Below are 17,924 nucleotides of genomic sequence, written 5' to 3' on the forward strand. Positions count from 1 at the left end.
ATGTTACGTGCTCAACTTAAAAATGTTACGTGTTCTTTTTTATTTTGCCACGTCTTTCATGCTGAAGGACAGTCTGCCCATTTTGTCTTTGCCAAGGCATACCACCTTAACTACATCGCCAAGCGTCAGCACGTCTTCTACATGGTTGATTCTTTCCTTCGATATCTTGGAAATGTGTACCATTCCTTCTTTTCCAGGCGCGAACTCCAGGAATGCGCCGAATTCCTTGATGCTTACGACCTTTCCTTCCAGTACCTGGCCTGCCTCGAAATCGGTCACGATGATCTGGACCAGTTTCTTTGCCTCTTCCATGCTGTCAGCATCGGTTCCGCAGATAGATACGGCTCCGTCATCGGTAATATCGATCTTGACTCCGGTCTGGTCGATGATTGCATTGATCGTCTTTCCGCGCTGTCCCACTACATCTCCGATCTTCTGTGGATCGATCTGCATCTGGATGATCTTCGGAGCATACTGGCCTACTTCCGGTCTTGGCTCTGCGATGGTCTTGGACATTACTTCATCCAGGATGTAGGTTCTTGCTTTCTTCGTTGCCGCAATCGCTTCCTCGATAATCGGCCTTGTCAGGCCATGAATCTTGATATCCATCTGGATGGCTGTGATTCCCTTATGAGTTCCAGCCACCTTGAAGTCCATGTCTCCAAAGAAGTCTTCCAGGCCCTGGATGTCTGTCAGTACCAGATAGTCATCGTCTAAATCGCCCGTCACCAGTCCTGCTGAGATTCCTGCCACTGCGGCCTTGATCGGCACACCGGCTGCCATTAAGGACATTGAGGATGCGCAGATGCTGGCCTGGGATGTAGAACCGTTGGATTCAAATGTCTCGGATACGGTACGGATCGCATATGGGAATTCCGCCTCACTTGGAAGTACCGGTATCAATGCGCGCTCTGCCAATGCGCCATGTCCGATCTCCCGTCGTCCCGGGCCTCTGGACGGCCTTGTCTCTCCTACGGAGTAAGACGGGAAGTTATAGTGATGCATATATCTCTTAGAAGTCTCTGCCTCATCCAGGCCATCCAGCCTCTGAGCCTCTGCAAGCGGAGCCAGGGTGGTGATGGTGCAGATCTGAGTCTGTCCTCTTGTAAACATAGCTGAGCCGTGAACCCTTGGAATCAGGTCAATCTCTGCAGCAAGCGGCCTGATCTGGTCGATGGCTCTTCCGTCCGGACGCTTCTGATCCTTTAAGATCATCTTGCGCACCGTCTTCTTCTGGTACTGGTATACAGCCTCTCCAAGCACATTCAGCCATTCTTCATTGTCTGCAAATGCCTCTTCAAGTTTTGCCGTGATCACGCGGATATTTTCTTCTCTGGTCTGCTTGTCATCCGTAAATACGGCTTCTTCCATCTCAGACGGAGGAACAATCTCCTTGATTGCGGCAAACAGTTCTTCTGGAACCGCACAACTTTCATATGTGTGCTTCGGCTTTCCGCACTCTGCCACGATCGTCTCGATGAACGCGATGACCTTCTGGTTCAGCTCATGGGCAGCAAAGATCGCGTCGATCATCTTCTGCTCCGGCACTTCATTGGCGCCAGCCTCGATCATGATCACCTTCTCTTTTGTAGAGGCAACCGTGAGCGCAAGATCGGAAGCTTCCTTCTGCGCTGCAGTCGGATTAAATACGAATTCATCATCCACCATGCCTACCTGGGTCGTAGAGATCGGTCCGTCAAACGGAATATCGGATATGGTAGTGGCAATTGCCGCTCCGAGCATTGCCGTGAGTTCCGGAGAGCAGTCCTGGTCTACGGATAATACCAGGTTCTCTAATGTCACGTCATTGCGGTAGTCCTTCGGGAATAAAGGCCTCATCGGACGGTCAATGACACGGCAGGTAAGAGTTGCATTCTCAGATGCCTTTCCCTCTCTCTTATTGAACCCTCCCGGAATCTTTCCTACGGAATATAATCTCTCATTATATTCAACGCTGAGCGGGAAAAAGTCGATTCCCTCTCTCGGCTTCTCGGAAGCCGTTGCCGTACATAACACGGTGGTGTCGCCGTAATGCATCAATACCGCGCCATTTGCCTGCTTGGCAACCCTGTCCACATCTACGCGCAGAGTCCTGCCCGCAAGTTCCATCTCAAATTTCTTATACATAGTGTTCTCCTTTAATTCTTGAAATTACCTGGGAGAGGAACACCGAAACTACTGAAAAATATACTTATCCGGCTATCCACCAGGGCAAATATGCTTTTCAGTGGTCTCGGGTGTAATTTCCTCACCCATAGTCTTAAATATTATAACATATATGATAAAAATGTGCCACCATTAAATTAAAAGAGGCGTTCTTTTGAACGCCCCTTCCTATCACTGCATGAAATTATTTTCTTAATCCAAGTTTTTCAATCAGTGCACGATATCTTGCGATATCAGACTTCTTAAGATATGCCAGAAGACCTCTTCTCTGTCCAACCATCTTCAGAAGACCTCTTCTTGAATGATGATCCTTCGGATTGCTCTTGAAGTGATCTGTCAGATCATTGATTCTTGCTGTCAGGATTGCAATCTGAACTTCCGGTGACCCTGTATCTCCAGGTGTCCTTCCGAAATCTTTTACAATCTGTTCTTTCTGCTCTTTTGAAATCATTGTCATTTCCTCCTATAATTCTTTATTAAACGCCTGATATTAAGCAATGGTTGGAGATTCCATTTACCGAACACCGGCTATTCATACCCAATTAGTATAGCACAGCAGCCTTGTCTTGTAAAGGCAAAAATTATTCCTCGTCCTCATCTTCCATGCCCTCGTCAGGCTCCAGGATAGCAAACGCGATGTTGGTGGCATGATCCGCCACACGTTCCAGTCCGGAGATGGTATCTGAAAATATCATTCCCGCTTCTGGCGTGCATTTATTCTTCGTCAGCCTCTTGACATGCGCGCGCTGCAGCTTCTTCTCCCTGTCATCGATCTCGTCTTCCAGATTTAGGATCTCCTGCATATGCTCCTGGTTCCTGTTGGAGAACATATCCAGCGAGTATTCCAGAATCTCAATGACCTTTTCCGTCATGTCCTGCAGCTGCTTTATTGCCTTGTCGCTGAACTCCACCCCATCATCAATCCGCATTTTTGCCGAATCCGCAAAGTTCTCCGCATGGTCGCCGATACGCTCGATATCATTGACCACATGGAACAGCCCGCCAATCAGTCTTGCGTCGGCAATCGGAAGCTCGATTTCATTGACCTTCACCAGATAATCCGTAATCTTGCGGTTCATGAAGTCGATGTATTTTTCCTTGTGGTATACCGCATCGATTTCTTCCTCATTCAAGCTGCAAAGCGCATCCATACCCTTTTTCAGATTGCCGATGGCGATCTTTCCCATGTGCTCGATTTCCCGGATTCCATCCAGCACTGCCGTTGTCGGCGACAGGATCGAGCCCCCGCCTATGTAGAGCAGTTCGTACTCGTCCTCCGGCGTGGCGTCTTTTCCGGGAACCACCATGTAGGTTGCCTTGACGATCCATCCCATGAACGGGAACAGTACGACCACTTCGAACACCTTCATAAGCGTATGGGCATTGGCCACCGCCCGGGCCGTATTTCCTCCGGACAGGTGCAGGATGCCCTGGGTGATCGGATCCAGCGCTACCATCAGAATAATGAAGGCAATAGCCGATCCTACGACATTAAACAGAAAATGAATCATGGCCGCGCGTTTTGCATCCTTCTTTCCGCCAAGACTGGCAAGAAGCGCAGATACGCAGGACCCGATATTACATCCCAGGATCAGGAACGGGCAGATTGCAAATGCCAGCAGTCCCTGGGATGCCATCAGGATTACGATGCCGACGGTTGCTGAAGAACTCTGCAGGATCGCCGTAATCACGAATCCCACCAGGATCGCCGCAAATGGATTGCGCAGCGTCCGCAGCAGTTCTACAATGTGCGGAGATTCTTTGATCGATGTCATAGCATCTCCCATGATGCTCAGTCCCATAAACAGGATACCGAATCCCAGCACGACTTCTCCTGCCCTCTTGATGCTCAGTTTCTTGCAGAACATGACCATGATCACGCCCGCCATGACGAACAGTGGCGCGATATCCGACAGGTTGAATGCGATCAGCTGCCCTGTCACCGTGGTACCGATATTGGCTCCGAGTATGACCCCGGAAGCCTGAAGCAGATTCATCAGCCCGGAATTTACAAAACTGACTACCATGACCGTAGTCGCGCTTGAAGACTGCACCACGGCTGTAAACAAGATACCTACCAGCATGCCGATAAACCGGTTCTTCGTGAAAAACTCCAGAATGCCGCGCATCTTGGCGCCGGCAGCTTTCTCCAGCCCTTCGCTCATCAGCTTCATGCCAAACAGGAATAAGCCTAGTCCCCCAAGCAACATAAAAAATGTTGTGATACTCATTCGTATTCTCCTTTACTTATCCATCCCGAAGAAATGCTTTCCCGCTTCGATGTCCCTGTCAATACATGCCTTCATCTCTTCAATACTGTCAAACTTTTGTTCCGGCCTGCACATGGAAAGCAGTTCAATGGTCACTTCTTTTCCATAAGCGCTTCCTGCATAGCCAAATAAAAAACTCTCTATCAGCAGCCGATTCTCACTGGTCACCGTAGGCTTCACCCCTACATTGGCGATTCCGTGATATCTGGTCCCGTCTACAGCCACATCGCAGAGGTATACGCCGTTAGGCGGCGCGATCTTCGCTTTGGGCCAGGCCACATTAAAAGTAGGAAATCCTAGCGTCCTTCCCAGTTTCTTTCCATGCTCCACGATTCCGGTCAGGCCGTAAGGATAGCCCAGCAGCCGAAAAGCCAGCTTCATGTCTCCCGTCCTTAACACTTCTTTTACATAAGTACTGCTGATAATACGGTCTTCATATCGTTCTTTCTCCACTACCACCAGTTCATATCCGCACTCTTTTTCATAGGCTGCAAGCATGTGAATATCTCCTTGCTTATCATGCCCGAAGCAGAAGTCGGTTCCTACTACCACATAATCCGCGTGAAAAAGTCCTTTGATGATATCCTTAATAAATTCTTCTGCCGGGATCTGGCTGAACTCTCTGGTAAAAGGGCATTTGATCAGATAATCCACCTGCCCCTCCAGATGCATCTGCCGCTCTTTGTCATTCATCAGGACTTGCGGATTCAGGCCCTTTTCTTCCCACAGAGGCCGCATGTCGAACGCGCATACTATACTGTTGATCTTATCCTTTTCTCCATATTCCCGTACCTTCTTCACCAGTTTCTGGTGGCCCTTATGCAGGCCGTCAAACTTTCCAAACGTAACTGCTGATTTCCCGCTGTCATTATAGTTAGACAGTCCTCTAATATATTGCATACTTGTCCCTCTTAACCGTTAGATATATTCGTTAAAAAACATCTTTACGATGTGATATTCTTTTCTCTCTTCCTTCCAGGCGTAGATTGCGATAAACTGTCCAGCCTCGTTATACAGCCTCACGTCTTCCCCGTCTGCTATCCCTTCCCCGCCAGTCACCGCCTTCGGAGGCAGGGAATTTCCATTTCTGGCCAGGGATATCCGCGGCTCCTTTACTACAATCTTCCGATATCCGCCAAACATGGCATCTACCGGCACCAGGACTTCCCCTAGCGTTCCTTCCTGCATCCTCTTATGGATGTCCGCAAGCGTCAGACTGTCTGACAAGAGAAAACTGCTGACTTTTGTACGAACCAGTTCCTCCATACAGCCGCCGCAGCCTAGCTTTTCACCGATATCATGGCATAGTGTACGGATATAAGTCCCTTTGGAACAGGAGACTTCCATCCATACCCTGGGAAGATTCATCTTAAGCACGCGAATCTGGTAAATGTCCACCGGACGTGCCTTTCGCTCCACCACCTTGCCTTCTCTTGCAAGTTCATATAATCTCTTCCCGCCTACTTTCAGCGCCGAATACATCGGCGGAACCTGGCTGTATCCTCCCACGAAGCTTTGGATTGCCTCCTGGACCTCTTCTTCGCCAATGCCTGCTGTATCGGCCGTTCCAAGAACCTCGCCCCCTGCATCCTGCGTATCGGTTGATACGCCCAGCAGAAGAACGGCTTCATAGGTCTTGTCCTTATCCGTCAGCATATCGCACAATTTCGTGGCTTTTCCCAGACATACCGGCAGGACGCCGGTAGCATCCGGGTCCAGCGTGCCCGTATGCCCGATCTTCTTCTGCCCTGTGATTCCTCTGAGTTTCGCCACAACGTCATGGGATGTATACCCTTTTTCCTTATACACATTTAACACGCCGTGTATCATATAGTTCTCCCATCCTATTTATCTAATGTAGTTTCAATCTGAAGTTCAATCTGTCTTGCCAGATTGCAAAGCACATCGTGGGGCGTTCCTGTCATCGTAAGTCCTGCCGCCTTCTTGTGGCCGCCGCCGCCAAAGTATTGTGCTACTTTGCTTACATCCACGTCATACTTGGAGCGCAGGCTGACTTTATATACATTGGTCTCCAGTTCGTACATAAATATCGCCACTTCCACGCCTTTCGTAACACGCAGCTGGCTTACCACCCCGTCCAGATCCTTGGGATCTACGCCATAGAAATCCATGGTGTTTCTTGTGATATAGGATGCAATGCATCTGCCTTCCATGAATAGAATGCTTTCCAGCAATGCCCTGCCAAGAATCTGGTTCTGGGCATAGGTCTTCTCGTAATACGTATCCTGGATGATACGCGGCGCATCCACGCCCTTTTCCAGCAGTTTTGCCGCTGCCCGGAATGTAGAAGGGCCCGCGCAGGAATACTGAAACACTCCAGTATCATGCACGATTCCAAGATACAGGGCCTCTGCCACCCCAAGCGTAATCTTCTCTTCATCCAGCAGATTATAGATCAATTCCGATGTGGAACTGGCATCCGGCACGATATAATTAAAGTCGGCAAATTCCGTATTGCTGATATGATGGTCGATACAGCAGGTGCGTACTGCCTGCTCAAGCAGCAAAGCCGAGAATCCAAGCCGTTCCTTGTCGCCGCAGTCCAGGCAGATGAACAAGTCATATTTTGTATTTTCCGGCAGTTCATGCTTAATGTCTTTTGTGGCCTCTATGCACCGGTAGGCCTGCGGTATCTCCTCCAGATAGACGTCTATGCGCCTGTCTTTATAATTCTCCTTAAGGTACTGATAAAGCCCCATGCAGGAGCCTACGCAGTCCCCATCCGGACGCACGTGGCCGCCAATCGCAATGCGAGAGGCCTCGCCAAGAATATTATTCAGCATCTGCATCACCCTCTGATTTTAATCCCTTTGTCACTTCGTCGATCTTCTTGGACATATTTACTCCATATTCAATCGACTGATCCAGCACGAACCGAATCTCCGGCGTATTGCGCAGATTCAGCGTGCGTGCCAGTTCCCGTCGGATATATCCCTCCGCGCTCTGCAGCCCTTTGATGGTCTCTTCCTGCTCATGCGCATCGCCCAGCACGCTGATATAAGCCTTGCAGGTCTTCAAATCCGGAGCCACTTCTGCTGCGACCACGGAAGTCCAGGGCGCTACGCGCGGATCTTTGATTCCGCCTCTTATGATATTGCTCAGTTCCCGCTGCACTTCTGTGCTGACTCTTGTATTCTTTATGCTTCTTTTTCTCATTTTACTCCCTCTTTTCCGCAGGGAGACGGCCAGACCCCCATATTATCTGGGAATCTCGACCATCTTGAATGCTTCGACGATGTCGCCTTCCTTTACATCATTAAAGTTGGCAAATACAAATCCGCATTCATATCCTGCTCTAACCTCTTTTACATCATCTTTAAAGCGCTTCAGAGATGCCAGAGGACCTTCGAATATGACGATTCCATCCCTTGTAATGCGGACAGAGCAGTCTCTTTCAAACGTGCCATCCTGGACATAGGACCCGGCTATGGTTCCCACTCCGGAAGCCTTGAAGATCTGGCGGACTTCCGCGTGGCCCAGAACCTTTTCTTCAAAGACTGGATCCAGCATTCCCTTCATCGCTGCTTCTACATCTTCAATCGCGTTATAGATTACGCGGTACAGGCGAAGGTCTACGCCCTCGCGGTCCGCAGTCTCCTTTGCCGTAGCATCCGGGCGGACATTGAATCCGATAATGATGGCGTTGGATGCGGAAGCCAGGCTTACGTCCGACTCATTGATCGCGCCTACGCCGCCATGGATGATCTTGACTACGACTTCATCGTTGGACAGTTTCAGAAGGCTCTGCTTGATCGCCTCTACGGAGCCTTGAACATCTGCTTTTACAACGATGCCAAGTTCTTTTAAATTGCCCTCCTGGATCTGGGTAAACAGATCATCCAGGGACAATTTGGATTTGGTATCTTCCAGCAGTTTTACCTTGCTCTGAGAGATAAATGTCTCCGCAAAGCTTCTTGCTTCTTTATCATTTGCACATCCCACGAATACCTCTCCTGCATTTGGGACGTCATTAAGGCCAAGGATTTCCACTGGCATGGATGGTCCGGCTTCCTTCACGCGCCTTCCCTTGTCATCCATCATGGCCCTTACCTTGCCGTGGGCGGAGCCTGCCGCGATGGAATCGCCGACTCTTAAGGTTCCTTTTTGTACCAGAACTGTGGCTACAGAGCCTCTTCCTTTATCCAGTTCGGCTTCCAGGACAAGTCCCCTTGCGCGGCGGTTCGGATTGGCTTTCAATTCCATAACCTCGGCAGTAAGGACGATCATTTCCATCAGATCCTCCAGGCCTTCTCCTGTCTTGGCAGATACCGGAACAAAGATGGTGCTGCCGCCCCAGTCCTCTGGAATCAGCTCGTACTCGGTCAATTCCTGTTTTACGCGGTCGATGTTCGCGCTTGGCTTATCAATCTTATTAACGGCAACCACGATCTCTACGCCAGCAGCCTTTGCATGGTTGATGGCCTCTACCGTCTGCGGCATTACGCCATCGTCCGCGGCAACTACAAGAATCGCGATATCCGTGGAGCTTGCGCCACGCATACGCATAGCCGTGAACGCCTCATGTCCCGGCGTATCCAAAAACGTGATCTTTTCTCCGTTTACTTCTACTACATATGCTCCAATGTGCTGCGTAATTCCGCCGGCTTCCCTGTCGATTACATTGGTATGGCGGATCGCATCCAGAAGGGAGGTCTTGCCGTGGTCAACGTGGCCCATGACGCAGACTACCGGAGGACGCTTCTTCATCTTCTTCTCATCCTCTTCTTCTTCCTTCAGAAGTTCTTCAATTACGTCTATAACCTCTTCTTTTTCGCAGAGGACATCGAACTCCAGCGCGATCTCTTCCGCGGTCTCATAATCAATCTCCTGATTCACCGTAACGATTTTGCCCTGTAAGAACAATTTCTTTACAATCACGGAAGGAACGATCTTCATCTTATCTGCCAACTCCTGAATCGTAAGTACTTCCGGAATAATGATCGACTTAATCTGCTCTTCCACTTTCTGCTCTCTTTGCTGCGGCTTCTGAAGCGGCTGCTTTGGCTCGTTCTTTTTCTTGCCCTTTCCAAGCCCGTCTTCTTCCCCGCGGCGGTACTCCTTCTTCTTATGATCATCTTTGCCCTTTACCTTGCTGCGCTGCGGCTTCTGTGCCGGAGTCTCAGGCGCTGGAATGGCATCATTGCTTCTCCTGTCGTTATTGCGCCTGTCCGGCCTTTCGCCTGGCTTGCGGCTCTGGTTTCTGTCGCCTTGCGGACGATCCTGGCGATTTCCCTGTGGACGGCCTCCCTGCTGCGGGCGGCTTCCCTGCGGGCGATCCTGGCGATTCCCCTGTGGGCGGCCTCCCTGCTGCGGGCGGCTTCCCTGCGGGCGATCCTGGCGATTTCCGGAAGTTCCTCTGGAATCCTGACGGCGGTCATCGCTTCTTTCCTGGCGTCTTGGCGCCTGGCTTCTGTCTGTTGCCGGCCTATCTGCCTGCCTCTCCTGTGTCTGGACTCTTTCCTGGCTTGCGGCAGCCGGACGTCTTGCCTGCTCGAAGGACTTATCTGCCGTTCTCTCTTGCGGCCTTGCCTGCTGGGTAGGCTCCTGGGCTGGCGCTGCCGGACGGGCCTGCTGTTTTGCAGGGCGTCCATTATTGACCTGCATTGGCCTTCCCTGCTGCGGTGTCTGACGGTTGGGCTGCGGGCGTCCCTGTCCTTGCGGCCTTCTGCCCTGCTTTGCGCCATTCTGGGTATTCTGGGGCCGGAACACGTGAACAATGTTCTTCTTTTTCGGCGCCTCGGCCTCCGGCTTCGCTGCTGCATCCTTATTGCCTTTTGTCAAGGCCTTTCTTGCCATATCGGCATCTGCATCCTCCAGGGAACTCATGTGGTTCTTTACTTCTATATTCTTTCCACCAAGGAATTCGATGACTTCCTTGCTTGGAACGTCCAACTCCTTTGCTAATTCATATACTTTGATTTTTGACATACTAACTACCTCCTCTATGCAATTGTGTTCTCTTCTGTATCCATATGCTTCCTGATTCTTTTTGCAAATCCCTCATCCAATATCGCAAGGGACGCCCGGAACTGTTTTCCCATTGCATGCCCCAAGGTATCTTTATCTTTATAAAAATAGATTGGCACGTGATAAAAGTCACACATGTTTTTGAATTTCTTCTTCGTGTTATCAGACGCATCATCGGCAACGATCACCAGGGCTGCCCTGCCGGATTTTACTTCCTTTTCCGTACTGAACTCCCCGCTTACCGTCCTTCCGGCCTTTGTGGCCAGGCCAATGAGCGACAGTATCTTATTCTGATTCAAGTATATCCATCTCCTTTTCCAGCGCATCATACACTTCTTCCGGAATGGACTGCTTGAATGAACGTTCCAGGCCTTTGCTCTTCCTGGCTTTTTCCAGGCATTCTTTGGCCGGACAGATGTATGCTCCACGCCCGTTCTTCCTGCCGGTGGAATCCAGAAGAAATTCTCCCTCGGCAGTCCTGATGACACGAATCATCTCTTTCTTACTCTTCATTTCCTGACAGCCCACGCACTTGCGCATGGGCACCTTTTTATTTCCGCTCAAACAATCACCTATTCCTCTGTATCATCTACTTCTTCAAATTCTATCTCATCTTCCGGATACGCGTCTTCCTCATATCCTTCCTCGTAATCTTCCTCATAAGGCTCTTCGTACATCTCTTCTTCATAGACGCCTTCGCTTAATTCCATATAGTTTTCCGGAAGCTCGCCTGACTCGATGGCCTGCGTCTCGCTCTTGATGTCGATCTTATATCCCGTAAGCCTTGCAGCAAGCCTCGCGTTCTGCCCTTCCTTGCCGATCGCCAGCGACAGCTGGTAATCCGGTACGATGACGCTGGCCGCCTTCTCATCCGGATCGGCCATGACGGAAATAACCTTTGCCGGGCTTAACGCATTCTCGATCAAGATAGCCGGATTGTCGCTCCAGTTGATAATGTCGATCTTCTCGCCCCGCAGTTCATTGACGATGGCATTGACCCTGGCCCCGTTCATGCCGACGCATGCGCCCACCGGATCTACGTCCGGATCGTTGGACCATACGGCAATCTTCGTCCTGCTTCCTGCCTCTCGCGCAATACTCTTGATCTCCACGATTCCTTCCTTAACCTCGGTCACCTCGGATTCAAACAGACGCTTTACCAATTCCGGATGCGTGCGTGAAACCAGAATCTTTGGCCCCTTGGTCGTGTTCTTTACTTCCACTACGTATAATTTGATACGTTCGGTAGGCTTGAATACCTCGCCCTTCACCTGCTCGTTTTCTGTCAGCATCGCGTCCGCCTTGCCAAGATTGATGCTGATATTCTTGCCAACATAACGCTGAACAATACCTGTGACGATATCTTTCTCCTTCTCGAAATACTGGTCATACACGACTTTTCTCTCTTCCTCGCGGATCTTCTGCAGAATCAGGTTCTTGGCATTCTGCGTGGCAATACGGCCAAATGACTTGGACTCGATGGGGATCTGCACAATATCTCCCAGTTCATACTGGCTGTCGATTTCTTTTGCATCCTCCAGGCTGATCTGCTCCAGCTTATCCTCCACTTCTTCCACTACCGTCTTCTCAGCAAAGAGCTGATAGTCGCAGGTGGTTCTGTCCATGATTAATTTGATATTATCAGCCTTGCCAAAATGATTCTTGCAGGCATTCAGCAGAGAATTCTCGATGGCATCCAGCAAAGTCTCTTTGCTGATATCCTTTTCCTCTTCCAAAATATTCAACGCTTCTAATAATTCTGTGTTCATTACTATTCTCCTCCTAATTTAAAAATCAAACGCCAGACGAATAAGCGCGATATCGCTTTTTTCAAATGTTTTCAGTGTCCCATCCTCCATCTCGATGGTAACAGTCGCATCATCGTAATCCTTAAGCAGTCCGGTAAATTCCTTCTGCTTCTCTATCATGCGGTATGTCCTCACATCCACTTCTTCTCCCAGGCTTCTCTTGAAATCCTTTTCTTTCTTTAGGGGCCTTCCAAGGCCTGGGGAACTGACCTCCAGAATGTAGGCCTCCTCAATGTAGTCTTTCTCGTCCAGGATGTCTGACAGCCTGCGGCTTACCACCTCGCAGTCATCTACGTTGATCCCGCCCGGCTTATCAATGTAGGCCCGAAGATACCAGGTACCGCCTTCTTTTACATACTCTACATCCACCAGCTCGAATCCGTGCTCCTCTACAATTGGCATCAGAATCGCTTCTGTCTTCTGTTCGTAAATTTCTCTTTTTGACAAATAAATTTCCTCCTTATCAACAAAGAAGAGTGAACTTTGCGTTCACTCTTCTGCCGATTTCTTTATGTAACCGTTGTTCAGTATAACACCATATCCTGGCAAAAGCAAGGGATTTTCATATATTTCTCTTATTTCCTGCCATTCTTGAACGCGATCATCATCTCATTGGTGAGGCTTAAGTCATCCTCCTTCACCGGAATCTCCTCCCGCTCAAACCACTGGGCAAGCGCGAGTTCCTCTTGATCCAGCGTGATCTTATCCTCTCCGTCCAGCTCGCAGAAGAATCCCAAAAGCAGCGTATCGGAAAAAGACCAGGGCTGGCTCTTATAATAGGTAATATTCTTAACCTGAAGGCCGACCTCTTCCATGACTTCTCTCTTTACCGTCTCCTCTATGGTCTCTCCGATCTCGTTGAATCCTGCCAAAAGGGCGTATTTCTTATATTCCCGCCCGGCATACTTGGACATCAGGATTCTGTTGCCATCAGTCACCGCGATGATGACCGCCGGCGATATCTTCGGATATTCCATCAAATGGCACTCGGGACAGAACATCATCCGTTCTTTAGCGTCCTTTACCATTGGGCTTGCGCATCTTCCACAGTATCTTCTGCTGGTATACCATCTGTGCAGCTGCCATCCGGTGACTCCGGCAAAGTTCAGGTACTTTGGCCCTCCCTCCCGAAGAGTCTGGGTATCCAGCATTTCATATCCTTTGATCGTCCTGAAATCGATCTCCTGCTCTTCTTCTGAGATGCCCAGCGGATTTCCCAGATAGAATCTCATCCCGTCAATGGCAAATAGATAGGTATAATCTTCGTATAGTTTCTGCCTGTCCATATAGGCTTCCATTTCGCCAAATGTAGGGAAACGAATCTGCCGCCCTTCCATCGCCGCCAGGATAGTCCTGCCACTGTAGGCGAGGAAGATGCTGTCTTCATCCGGCGGCAGCGGCTGGTATTCATTCCGGTATTCATGTGGTTCAATATCCTGTATCATATCTAGTGGTCTCCTTATGTTTTTTTATCTGGCCTTTGTGCCGTTCCCGTCTCTTTTTGCCACTTTGAGACGGTTAAGCGTCACTTCCTTTTCTCCAAAGATGATCTTGGCCTCCGTGCCTTCCTCAAACAGGTACGCGTGCTCCAATTCATCATTCTTCCGCAGTTTGATCCCTCTGACGCCGATGGCTCCTTTCTTCTTCTCGGACACTTCCTGTGCCGGGAAGCGGAGGAAATAGCCCTCTTTGGTCTGCAGGACGACCTGCTGGTTGTCGGTAATCACCTGCACGCTGATCAGCTCGTCCTCCGGCTGAAGCTTGGTAGCCGCGATGGTGCGCTTAGCCACCTGAAATTCATTTCCTTCTACTTTTTTAATCATCCCCTGCTTCGTCGCAAAAAGCAGCCTTGCGTAGCGCATCTGTTCCGCGTCGCAGATATAGACGATGTTTTCCTGGGTGCTGTCGTAATTGCTTACATTATCGATGGGAAGCCCCTTGTCCCTGAACTTTCCATAAGGCAGATCCAGCACCTTGACTTGATGCATCTTCCCAGTATTTGTAAAGATGCACAGTTTCCCTGTGTTCATGCAGGAAAGCACATGCTTGTTCTCCGCATCCGCGGCTTCTTTGTTCCGCTCGTAGATATTCGTATCTACCGTCTTGGCATAGCCAAATCGGTCCATCAGGAATACGACTTCCTGCTCCTCGATCTTATTTTCCTCATAAACAGCCTCTTCGGCATTCTCAATGGCTGTGCGCCTCTTTCTGGCAAATTCTTTTTTAATCTTGTCCAGATCCGCTATGATGACTTCCGCCATAGAATCATAGTTGTTCAGGATATCTTCATACCTGGCGATGTTCTTAAGCGTCTCTTCATGCTCTTTCATCAGGGCTTCCAATTCCAGGCCGATCAATTTATATAAGCGCATCTCCAGGATCGCCGTGGCCTGTCTCTCTGTAAAGCGCAGCATGGCTGCCATCTTCTTTGATATGCTGGACTTGAACTTGATATTCTCCGTCACCCCGTTGGTCAGGCAGGCTTTGGCATCTTTTACGGACTGGCTTCCCCTTAAGATCTCGATGATCAGGTCAATCACATCGCAGGCCTTGATCAGCCCTTCCTGGATCTCTTTTCTGTCCTGCTCCTTTTTCAGAAGATTCTGGTATTTCCTGGTAGCCAGTTCAAACTGGAAGTCCACGTGGTGCTCGATAATCTTCTTAAGCCCCATCGTCTCCGGCCGCCCGTTCGCAACCGCCAGCATATTAACGCCAAAGGTGTCTTCCAGGCGGGTCTTCTTATAGAGCATGTTGGTCAGATTCTCCACATCCGCGCCCCGCTTCAGTTCAATGACGATGCGGATGCCCTCTTTGGATGACTGGTTGGATATGTCCACGATGTCGCTGGTCTTCTTGCTCTCCACCAGAGCGCAGACGTCGTTGAGGAACTTGCCGATACCCGCGCCGATCATGGTATATGGAATCTCTGTGATGACCAGGCGGTTCTTGCCGCCTTTCATCTCCTCGATCTCTACTTTGCCGCGGATCTTGATCTTTCCGCTGCCTGCTTCGTAGATATTCAGCAGTTCGTCCTTGTTGACCACGATTCCCCCTGTCGGGAAGTCTGGTCCCTTGATATATTTCATTAACTGCTTCGTGCTGATATCGTCATTCTTCATATAGGCTTTGACCGCCTCGATCACTTCGCCCAGATTATGGGTGGGGATGCTGGTCGCCATTCCGACTGCAATCCCTTCCGCCCCGTTGACCAGAAGATTGGGTATCCTCACCGGAAGCACCTCCGGCTCCTTCTCCGTCTCGTCAAAGTTGGGCATGAAGTCCACGATGTCCTTGTCCAGATCGGCAAGATACGCCTCCTGGGTGATCTTGGCCAGGCGCGCCTCTGTATAACGCATGGCTGCAGCGCCGTCCCCTTCTATGGATCCGAAGTTTCCGTGCCCGTCTACAAGGATCATTCCTTTTTTGAATTCCTGGGCCATGACGACCAGGGATTCATAGATGGAACTGTCTCCGTGGGGGTGGTATTTACCCATGGTATCCCCCACGATACGGGCGCATTTCCTATAGGGCCTGTCATACCGGATACCCAGCTCGTACATGTCGTAGAGCGTGCGCCTCTGAACCGGCTTAAGCCCGTCCCGTACATCCGGAAGGGCCCTTGCTACGATGACGCTCATGGCATAGTCGATGTATGACTTCTTCATCACATCAGAGTATTCGGTTCTTATGATTTGTGAATCCTGCATCTTTTCCTCTCCTTACCTCGCTATATATCCAGTTCTGCTTCCGTAGCATTTTCATAGATAAATGTCCTTCTTGGGGGAACCTCGGTCCCCATCAGCATCTCTGTCACGCCGGATGCCATCCTGGCGTCCTCGATCTCCACCAGTTTGAGCATCCTGGTCTCCGGATTCAAAGTGGTCTCCCAGAGCTGCTGGGCATCCATCTCTCCAAGTCCCTTATATCTCTGGAGGGTGAACGGGCCGTCGTGGGTCTTGCGATACCGCTCCAGCGCCTTGTCGTCATAGAGATACTCTTCCTCTCCCTTTTTCGGCATAGCCTTATACAGAGGCGGCATGGCAATATACACATGCCCTTCATAGATCAGTTCCGGCATAAATCGGTAGAACAAGGTTAATAGCAGCGTAGAGATGTGCGCGCCGTCCACATCCGCATCGGCCATGATGATGATCTTGTCATAGCGCAGCTTCGTAATATCGAAATCATTGCCATATCCTTCGGAAAAGCCGCACCCGAAGGCATTGATCATCGTCTTGATCTCCGCGTTGGCCAGAACCTTGTCTATGCTGGCCTTTTCTACATTTAAGATCTTTCCCCGGATGGGCAGGATCGCCTGGTACATCCGGTCTCTGGCCGTCTTGGCCGAACCTCCGGCCGAGTCTCCCTCCACGATGAATATCTCGCACTTCCCGGCGTCCTTGCTCTCGCAGTTTGCCAGTTTCCCGTTACTGTCAAAAGAATACTTCTGCTTTGTTAGAAGATTGGTCTTGGCCCTCTCTTCCGTCTTGCGGATCTTCGCCGCCTTCTCCGCGCAGCCGATCACCTTCTTCAGATTATCCAGATTCCGGTCAAAGTAACGGATGATCTCATCATTGGTCACCTTGCTACACGCTTTTGCCGCGTCAGGGTTGTCCAATTTCGTCTTCGTCTGTCCTTCAAATCGGGGATCCGGATGCTTGATGGAGATGATCGCCGTCATACCGTTTCGGATATCCGCGCCTGTGAAGTTCGCATCCTTCTCCTTCAAGATCCCCAGTTCCCTGGAATACTGGTTGATGACTGTGGTAAAGGTCGTCTTGAATCCGGTCAGGTGGGTTCCGCCTTCCGCGTTATAGATATTGTTACAGAAGCCCAGGACATTTTCATGGAATTCATTGACATACTGGAATGCCACTTCCACCTCGATACCATCGGACTCGCCTTTGAAATATACGGGCTCGTGGACAGCTTCCTTCTTGGAATTGAGGTCTTCTATGAATCCTAAGATTCCCTCCGGCTCATGGTATACGATATGCTCCGTCTCGCTGCCCCGCTTATCTTCGAATATGATCGTAAGTGCAGGATTCAGATATGCGGTCTCATGCATGCGGCTTTTGACTTCTTCGGCCCGGAACCTGGTCTTCTCAAATATGGCGTCATCTGGAAGAAAGTTTACCTTCGTCCCTGTCTTGCGGGTCTTGCCTATGGGGGGGAGCAGTCCGTCCTCCAGTTCGATCACCGGCTTTCCTCTCTCATACCTGTCATGATGGATATAGCCGTCACGGCTGACTTCCACATCCATATACGTTGACAGCGCGTTGACTACGGAAGATCCGACACCGTGAAGCCCTCCGCTGGTCTTATAAGCAGAATCATCGAATTTTCCTCCGGCATGAAGCGTCGTATATACCACGCGCTCTGCGGAAACTCCGGTGGCGTGAAGATCTACCGGAACGCCTCGCCCATTATCCGAGATGGTCGCCGACCCATCCTTTTCAAGCGTCACCCGGATCTCGCTGCAGTAGCCTGCAAGATGCTCGTCCACCGCATTGTCCACAATCTCGTAGATCAGATGGTTCAATCCTTTGGTGGAAACGCTTCCTATATACATTCCCGGCCTTTTCCGTACCGCTTCCAGTCCTTCCAGTATGGAAATACTGTCTGCATCGTATGTATTTTTCTTAGCCATTCTCATATATCCTTTCCAATGTATATTCCTACCTATTCTAGA

General features: G+C 50.1%; 15 protein-coding genes. All 15 read right to left on the reverse strand.

Features of this window, described 5'->3' with window-relative positions; all coding sequences use genetic code 11:
* Nucleotides 1-39: 39 nt before the first annotated feature.
* Nucleotides 40-2,127, reverse strand: a complete 2,088-nt coding sequence (locus K0036_RS10180) for a polyribonucleotide nucleotidyltransferase (RefSeq protein ID WP_220429667.1) — start codon at nucleotides 2,125-2,127, stop codon at nucleotides 40-42.
* Between the two features lie 223 nt (nucleotides 2,128-2,350).
* The gene (gene rpsO / locus K0036_RS10185) at nucleotides 2,351-2,617 is read right to left on the reverse strand and encodes a 30S ribosomal protein S15 (protein WP_009248481.1); all 267 of its coding nucleotides are present in this window, start codon (nucleotides 2,615-2,617) and stop codon (nucleotides 2,351-2,353) included.
* 130 nt (nucleotides 2,618-2,747) lie between these two features.
* A complete protein-coding gene (locus K0036_RS10190) occupies nucleotides 2,748-4,397 on the reverse strand; it encodes a Na/Pi cotransporter family protein (RefSeq protein ID WP_025643387.1) in 1,650 nt (549 codons plus the stop codon).
* 12 nt (nucleotides 4,398-4,409) lie between these two features.
* Nucleotides 4,410-5,336, reverse strand: a complete 927-nt coding sequence (gene ribF, locus K0036_RS10195; RefSeq protein WP_220429668.1) for a riboflavin biosynthesis protein RibF — start codon at nucleotides 5,334-5,336, stop codon at nucleotides 4,410-4,412.
* Nucleotides 5,337-5,354: 18 nt separating this feature from the next.
* Complete coding sequence (gene truB / locus K0036_RS10200) at nucleotides 5,355-6,266, reverse strand: tRNA pseudouridine(55) synthase TruB (protein ID WP_220429669.1); 912 nt, start codon at nucleotides 6,264-6,266, stop codon at nucleotides 5,355-5,357.
* Between the two features lie 14 nt (nucleotides 6,267-6,280).
* Nucleotides 6,281-7,240, reverse strand: a complete 960-nt coding sequence (locus tag K0036_RS10205; RefSeq protein ID WP_025643384.1) for a DHH family phosphoesterase — start codon at nucleotides 7,238-7,240, stop codon at nucleotides 6,281-6,283.
* On the reverse strand, nucleotides 7,230-7,613 hold the full coding sequence (rbfA, locus tag K0036_RS10210; RefSeq protein WP_025643383.1) for a 30S ribosome-binding factor RbfA: 384 nt from the start codon (nucleotides 7,611-7,613) through the stop codon (nucleotides 7,230-7,232). Before rbfA ends, K0036_RS10205 begins: the two co-directional genes overlap by 11 nt.
* 42 nt (nucleotides 7,614-7,655) lie before the next feature.
* The gene (gene infB, locus K0036_RS10215; protein ID WP_220429670.1) at nucleotides 7,656-10,385 is read right to left on the reverse strand and encodes a translation initiation factor IF-2; all 2,730 of its coding nucleotides are present in this window, start codon (nucleotides 10,383-10,385) and stop codon (nucleotides 7,656-7,658) included.
* A 14-nt stretch (nucleotides 10,386-10,399) separates the two neighbouring features.
* Nucleotides 10,400-10,723 (reverse strand): L7Ae/L30e/S12e/Gadd45 family ribosomal protein, encoded by a 324-nt coding sequence (locus K0036_RS10220; protein WP_220429671.1) that lies wholly within the window; start codon nucleotides 10,721-10,723, stop codon nucleotides 10,400-10,402.
* Nucleotides 10,710-10,964 carry an RNase P modulator RnpM gene (gene rnpM / locus K0036_RS10225; RefSeq protein ID WP_004605956.1) on the reverse strand — a complete coding sequence of 85 codons (255 nt, stop codon included), beginning with the start codon at nucleotides 10,962-10,964 and terminating at the stop codon, nucleotides 10,710-10,712. Before rnpM ends, K0036_RS10220 begins: the two co-directional genes overlap by 14 nt.
* A 32-nt stretch (nucleotides 10,965-10,996) precedes the next feature.
* Nucleotides 10,997-12,193: a transcription termination factor NusA gene (gene nusA, locus K0036_RS10230; RefSeq protein ID WP_025643382.1), complete on the reverse strand. Its 1,197-nt coding sequence runs from the start codon at nucleotides 12,191-12,193 to the stop codon at nucleotides 10,997-10,999.
* A gap of 18 nt (nucleotides 12,194-12,211) precedes the next feature.
* On the reverse strand, nucleotides 12,212-12,679 hold the full coding sequence (rimP, locus tag K0036_RS10235; RefSeq protein ID WP_004605954.1) for a ribosome maturation factor RimP: 468 nt from the start codon (nucleotides 12,677-12,679) through the stop codon (nucleotides 12,212-12,214).
* A 128-nt stretch (nucleotides 12,680-12,807) separates the two neighbouring features.
* Nucleotides 12,808-13,677, reverse strand: coding sequence for an NAD(+) diphosphatase (gene nudC, locus K0036_RS10240; RefSeq protein WP_220429672.1), 870 nt, complete (start codon nucleotides 13,675-13,677; stop codon nucleotides 12,808-12,810).
* A gap of 24 nt (nucleotides 13,678-13,701) precedes the next feature.
* Nucleotides 13,702-15,939, reverse strand: a complete 2,238-nt coding sequence (locus K0036_RS10245) for a DNA gyrase/topoisomerase IV subunit A (protein ID WP_220429673.1) — start codon at nucleotides 15,937-15,939, stop codon at nucleotides 13,702-13,704.
* 20 nt (nucleotides 15,940-15,959) lie between these two features.
* The gene (locus tag K0036_RS10250; RefSeq protein WP_220429674.1) at nucleotides 15,960-17,882 is read right to left on the reverse strand and encodes a DNA gyrase/topoisomerase IV subunit B; all 1,923 of its coding nucleotides are present in this window, start codon (nucleotides 17,880-17,882) and stop codon (nucleotides 15,960-15,962) included.
* Nucleotides 17,883-17,924 lie beyond the last annotated feature (42 nt).

The sequence above is a fragment of the [Clostridium] scindens genome, from assembly GCF_019597925.1.
Lineage (GTDB): Bacteria > Bacillota > Clostridia > Lachnospirales > Lachnospiraceae > Clostridium_AP.

Bases quoted from the DNA above. Each gene is read 5' to 3' on its own strand.
- nudC (WP_220429672.1), bottom strand. From the start codon at position 13,677: ATGATACAGGATATTGAACCACATGAATACCGGAATGAATACCAGCCG.
- nusA (WP_025643382.1), bottom strand. From the start codon at position 12,193: ATGAACACAGAATTATTAGAAGCGTTGAATATTTTGGAAGAGGAAAAG.
- rpsO (WP_009248481.1), bottom strand. From the start codon at position 2,617: ATGATTTCAAAAGAGCAGAAAGAACAGATTGTAAAAGATTTCGGAAGG.
- K0036_RS10250 (WP_220429674.1), bottom strand. From the start codon at position 17,882: ATGGCTAAGAAAAATACATACGATGCAGACAGTATTTCCATACTGGAA.
- rnpM (WP_004605956.1), bottom strand. From the start codon at position 10,964: ATGCGCAAGTGCGTGGGCTGTCAGGAAATGAAGAGTAAGAAAGAGATG.
- K0036_RS10245 (WP_220429673.1), bottom strand. From the start codon at position 15,939: ATGCAGGATTCACAAATCATAAGAACCGAATACTCTGATGTGATGAAG.
- infB (WP_220429670.1), bottom strand. From the start codon at position 10,385: ATGTCAAAAATCAAAGTATATGAATTAGCAAAGGAGTTGGACGTTCCA.
- K0036_RS10190 (WP_025643387.1), bottom strand. From the start codon at position 4,397: ATGAGTATCACAACATTTTTTATGTTGCTTGGGGGACTAGGCTTATTC.
- truB (WP_220429669.1), bottom strand. From the start codon at position 6,266: ATGATACACGGCGTGTTAAATGTGTATAAGGAAAAAGGGTATACATCC.
- rbfA (WP_025643383.1), bottom strand. From the start codon at position 7,613: ATGAGAAAAAGAAGCATAAAGAATACAAGAGTCAGCACAGAAGTGCAG.
- ribF (WP_220429668.1), bottom strand. From the start codon at position 5,336: ATGCAATATATTAGAGGACTGTCTAACTATAATGACAGCGGGAAATCA.
- K0036_RS10205 (WP_025643384.1), bottom strand. From the start codon at position 7,240: ATGCTGAATAATATTCTTGGCGAGGCCTCTCGCATTGCGATTGGCGGC.
- K0036_RS10180 (WP_220429667.1), bottom strand. From the start codon at position 2,127: ATGTATAAGAAATTTGAGATGGAACTTGCGGGCAGGACTCTGCGCGTA.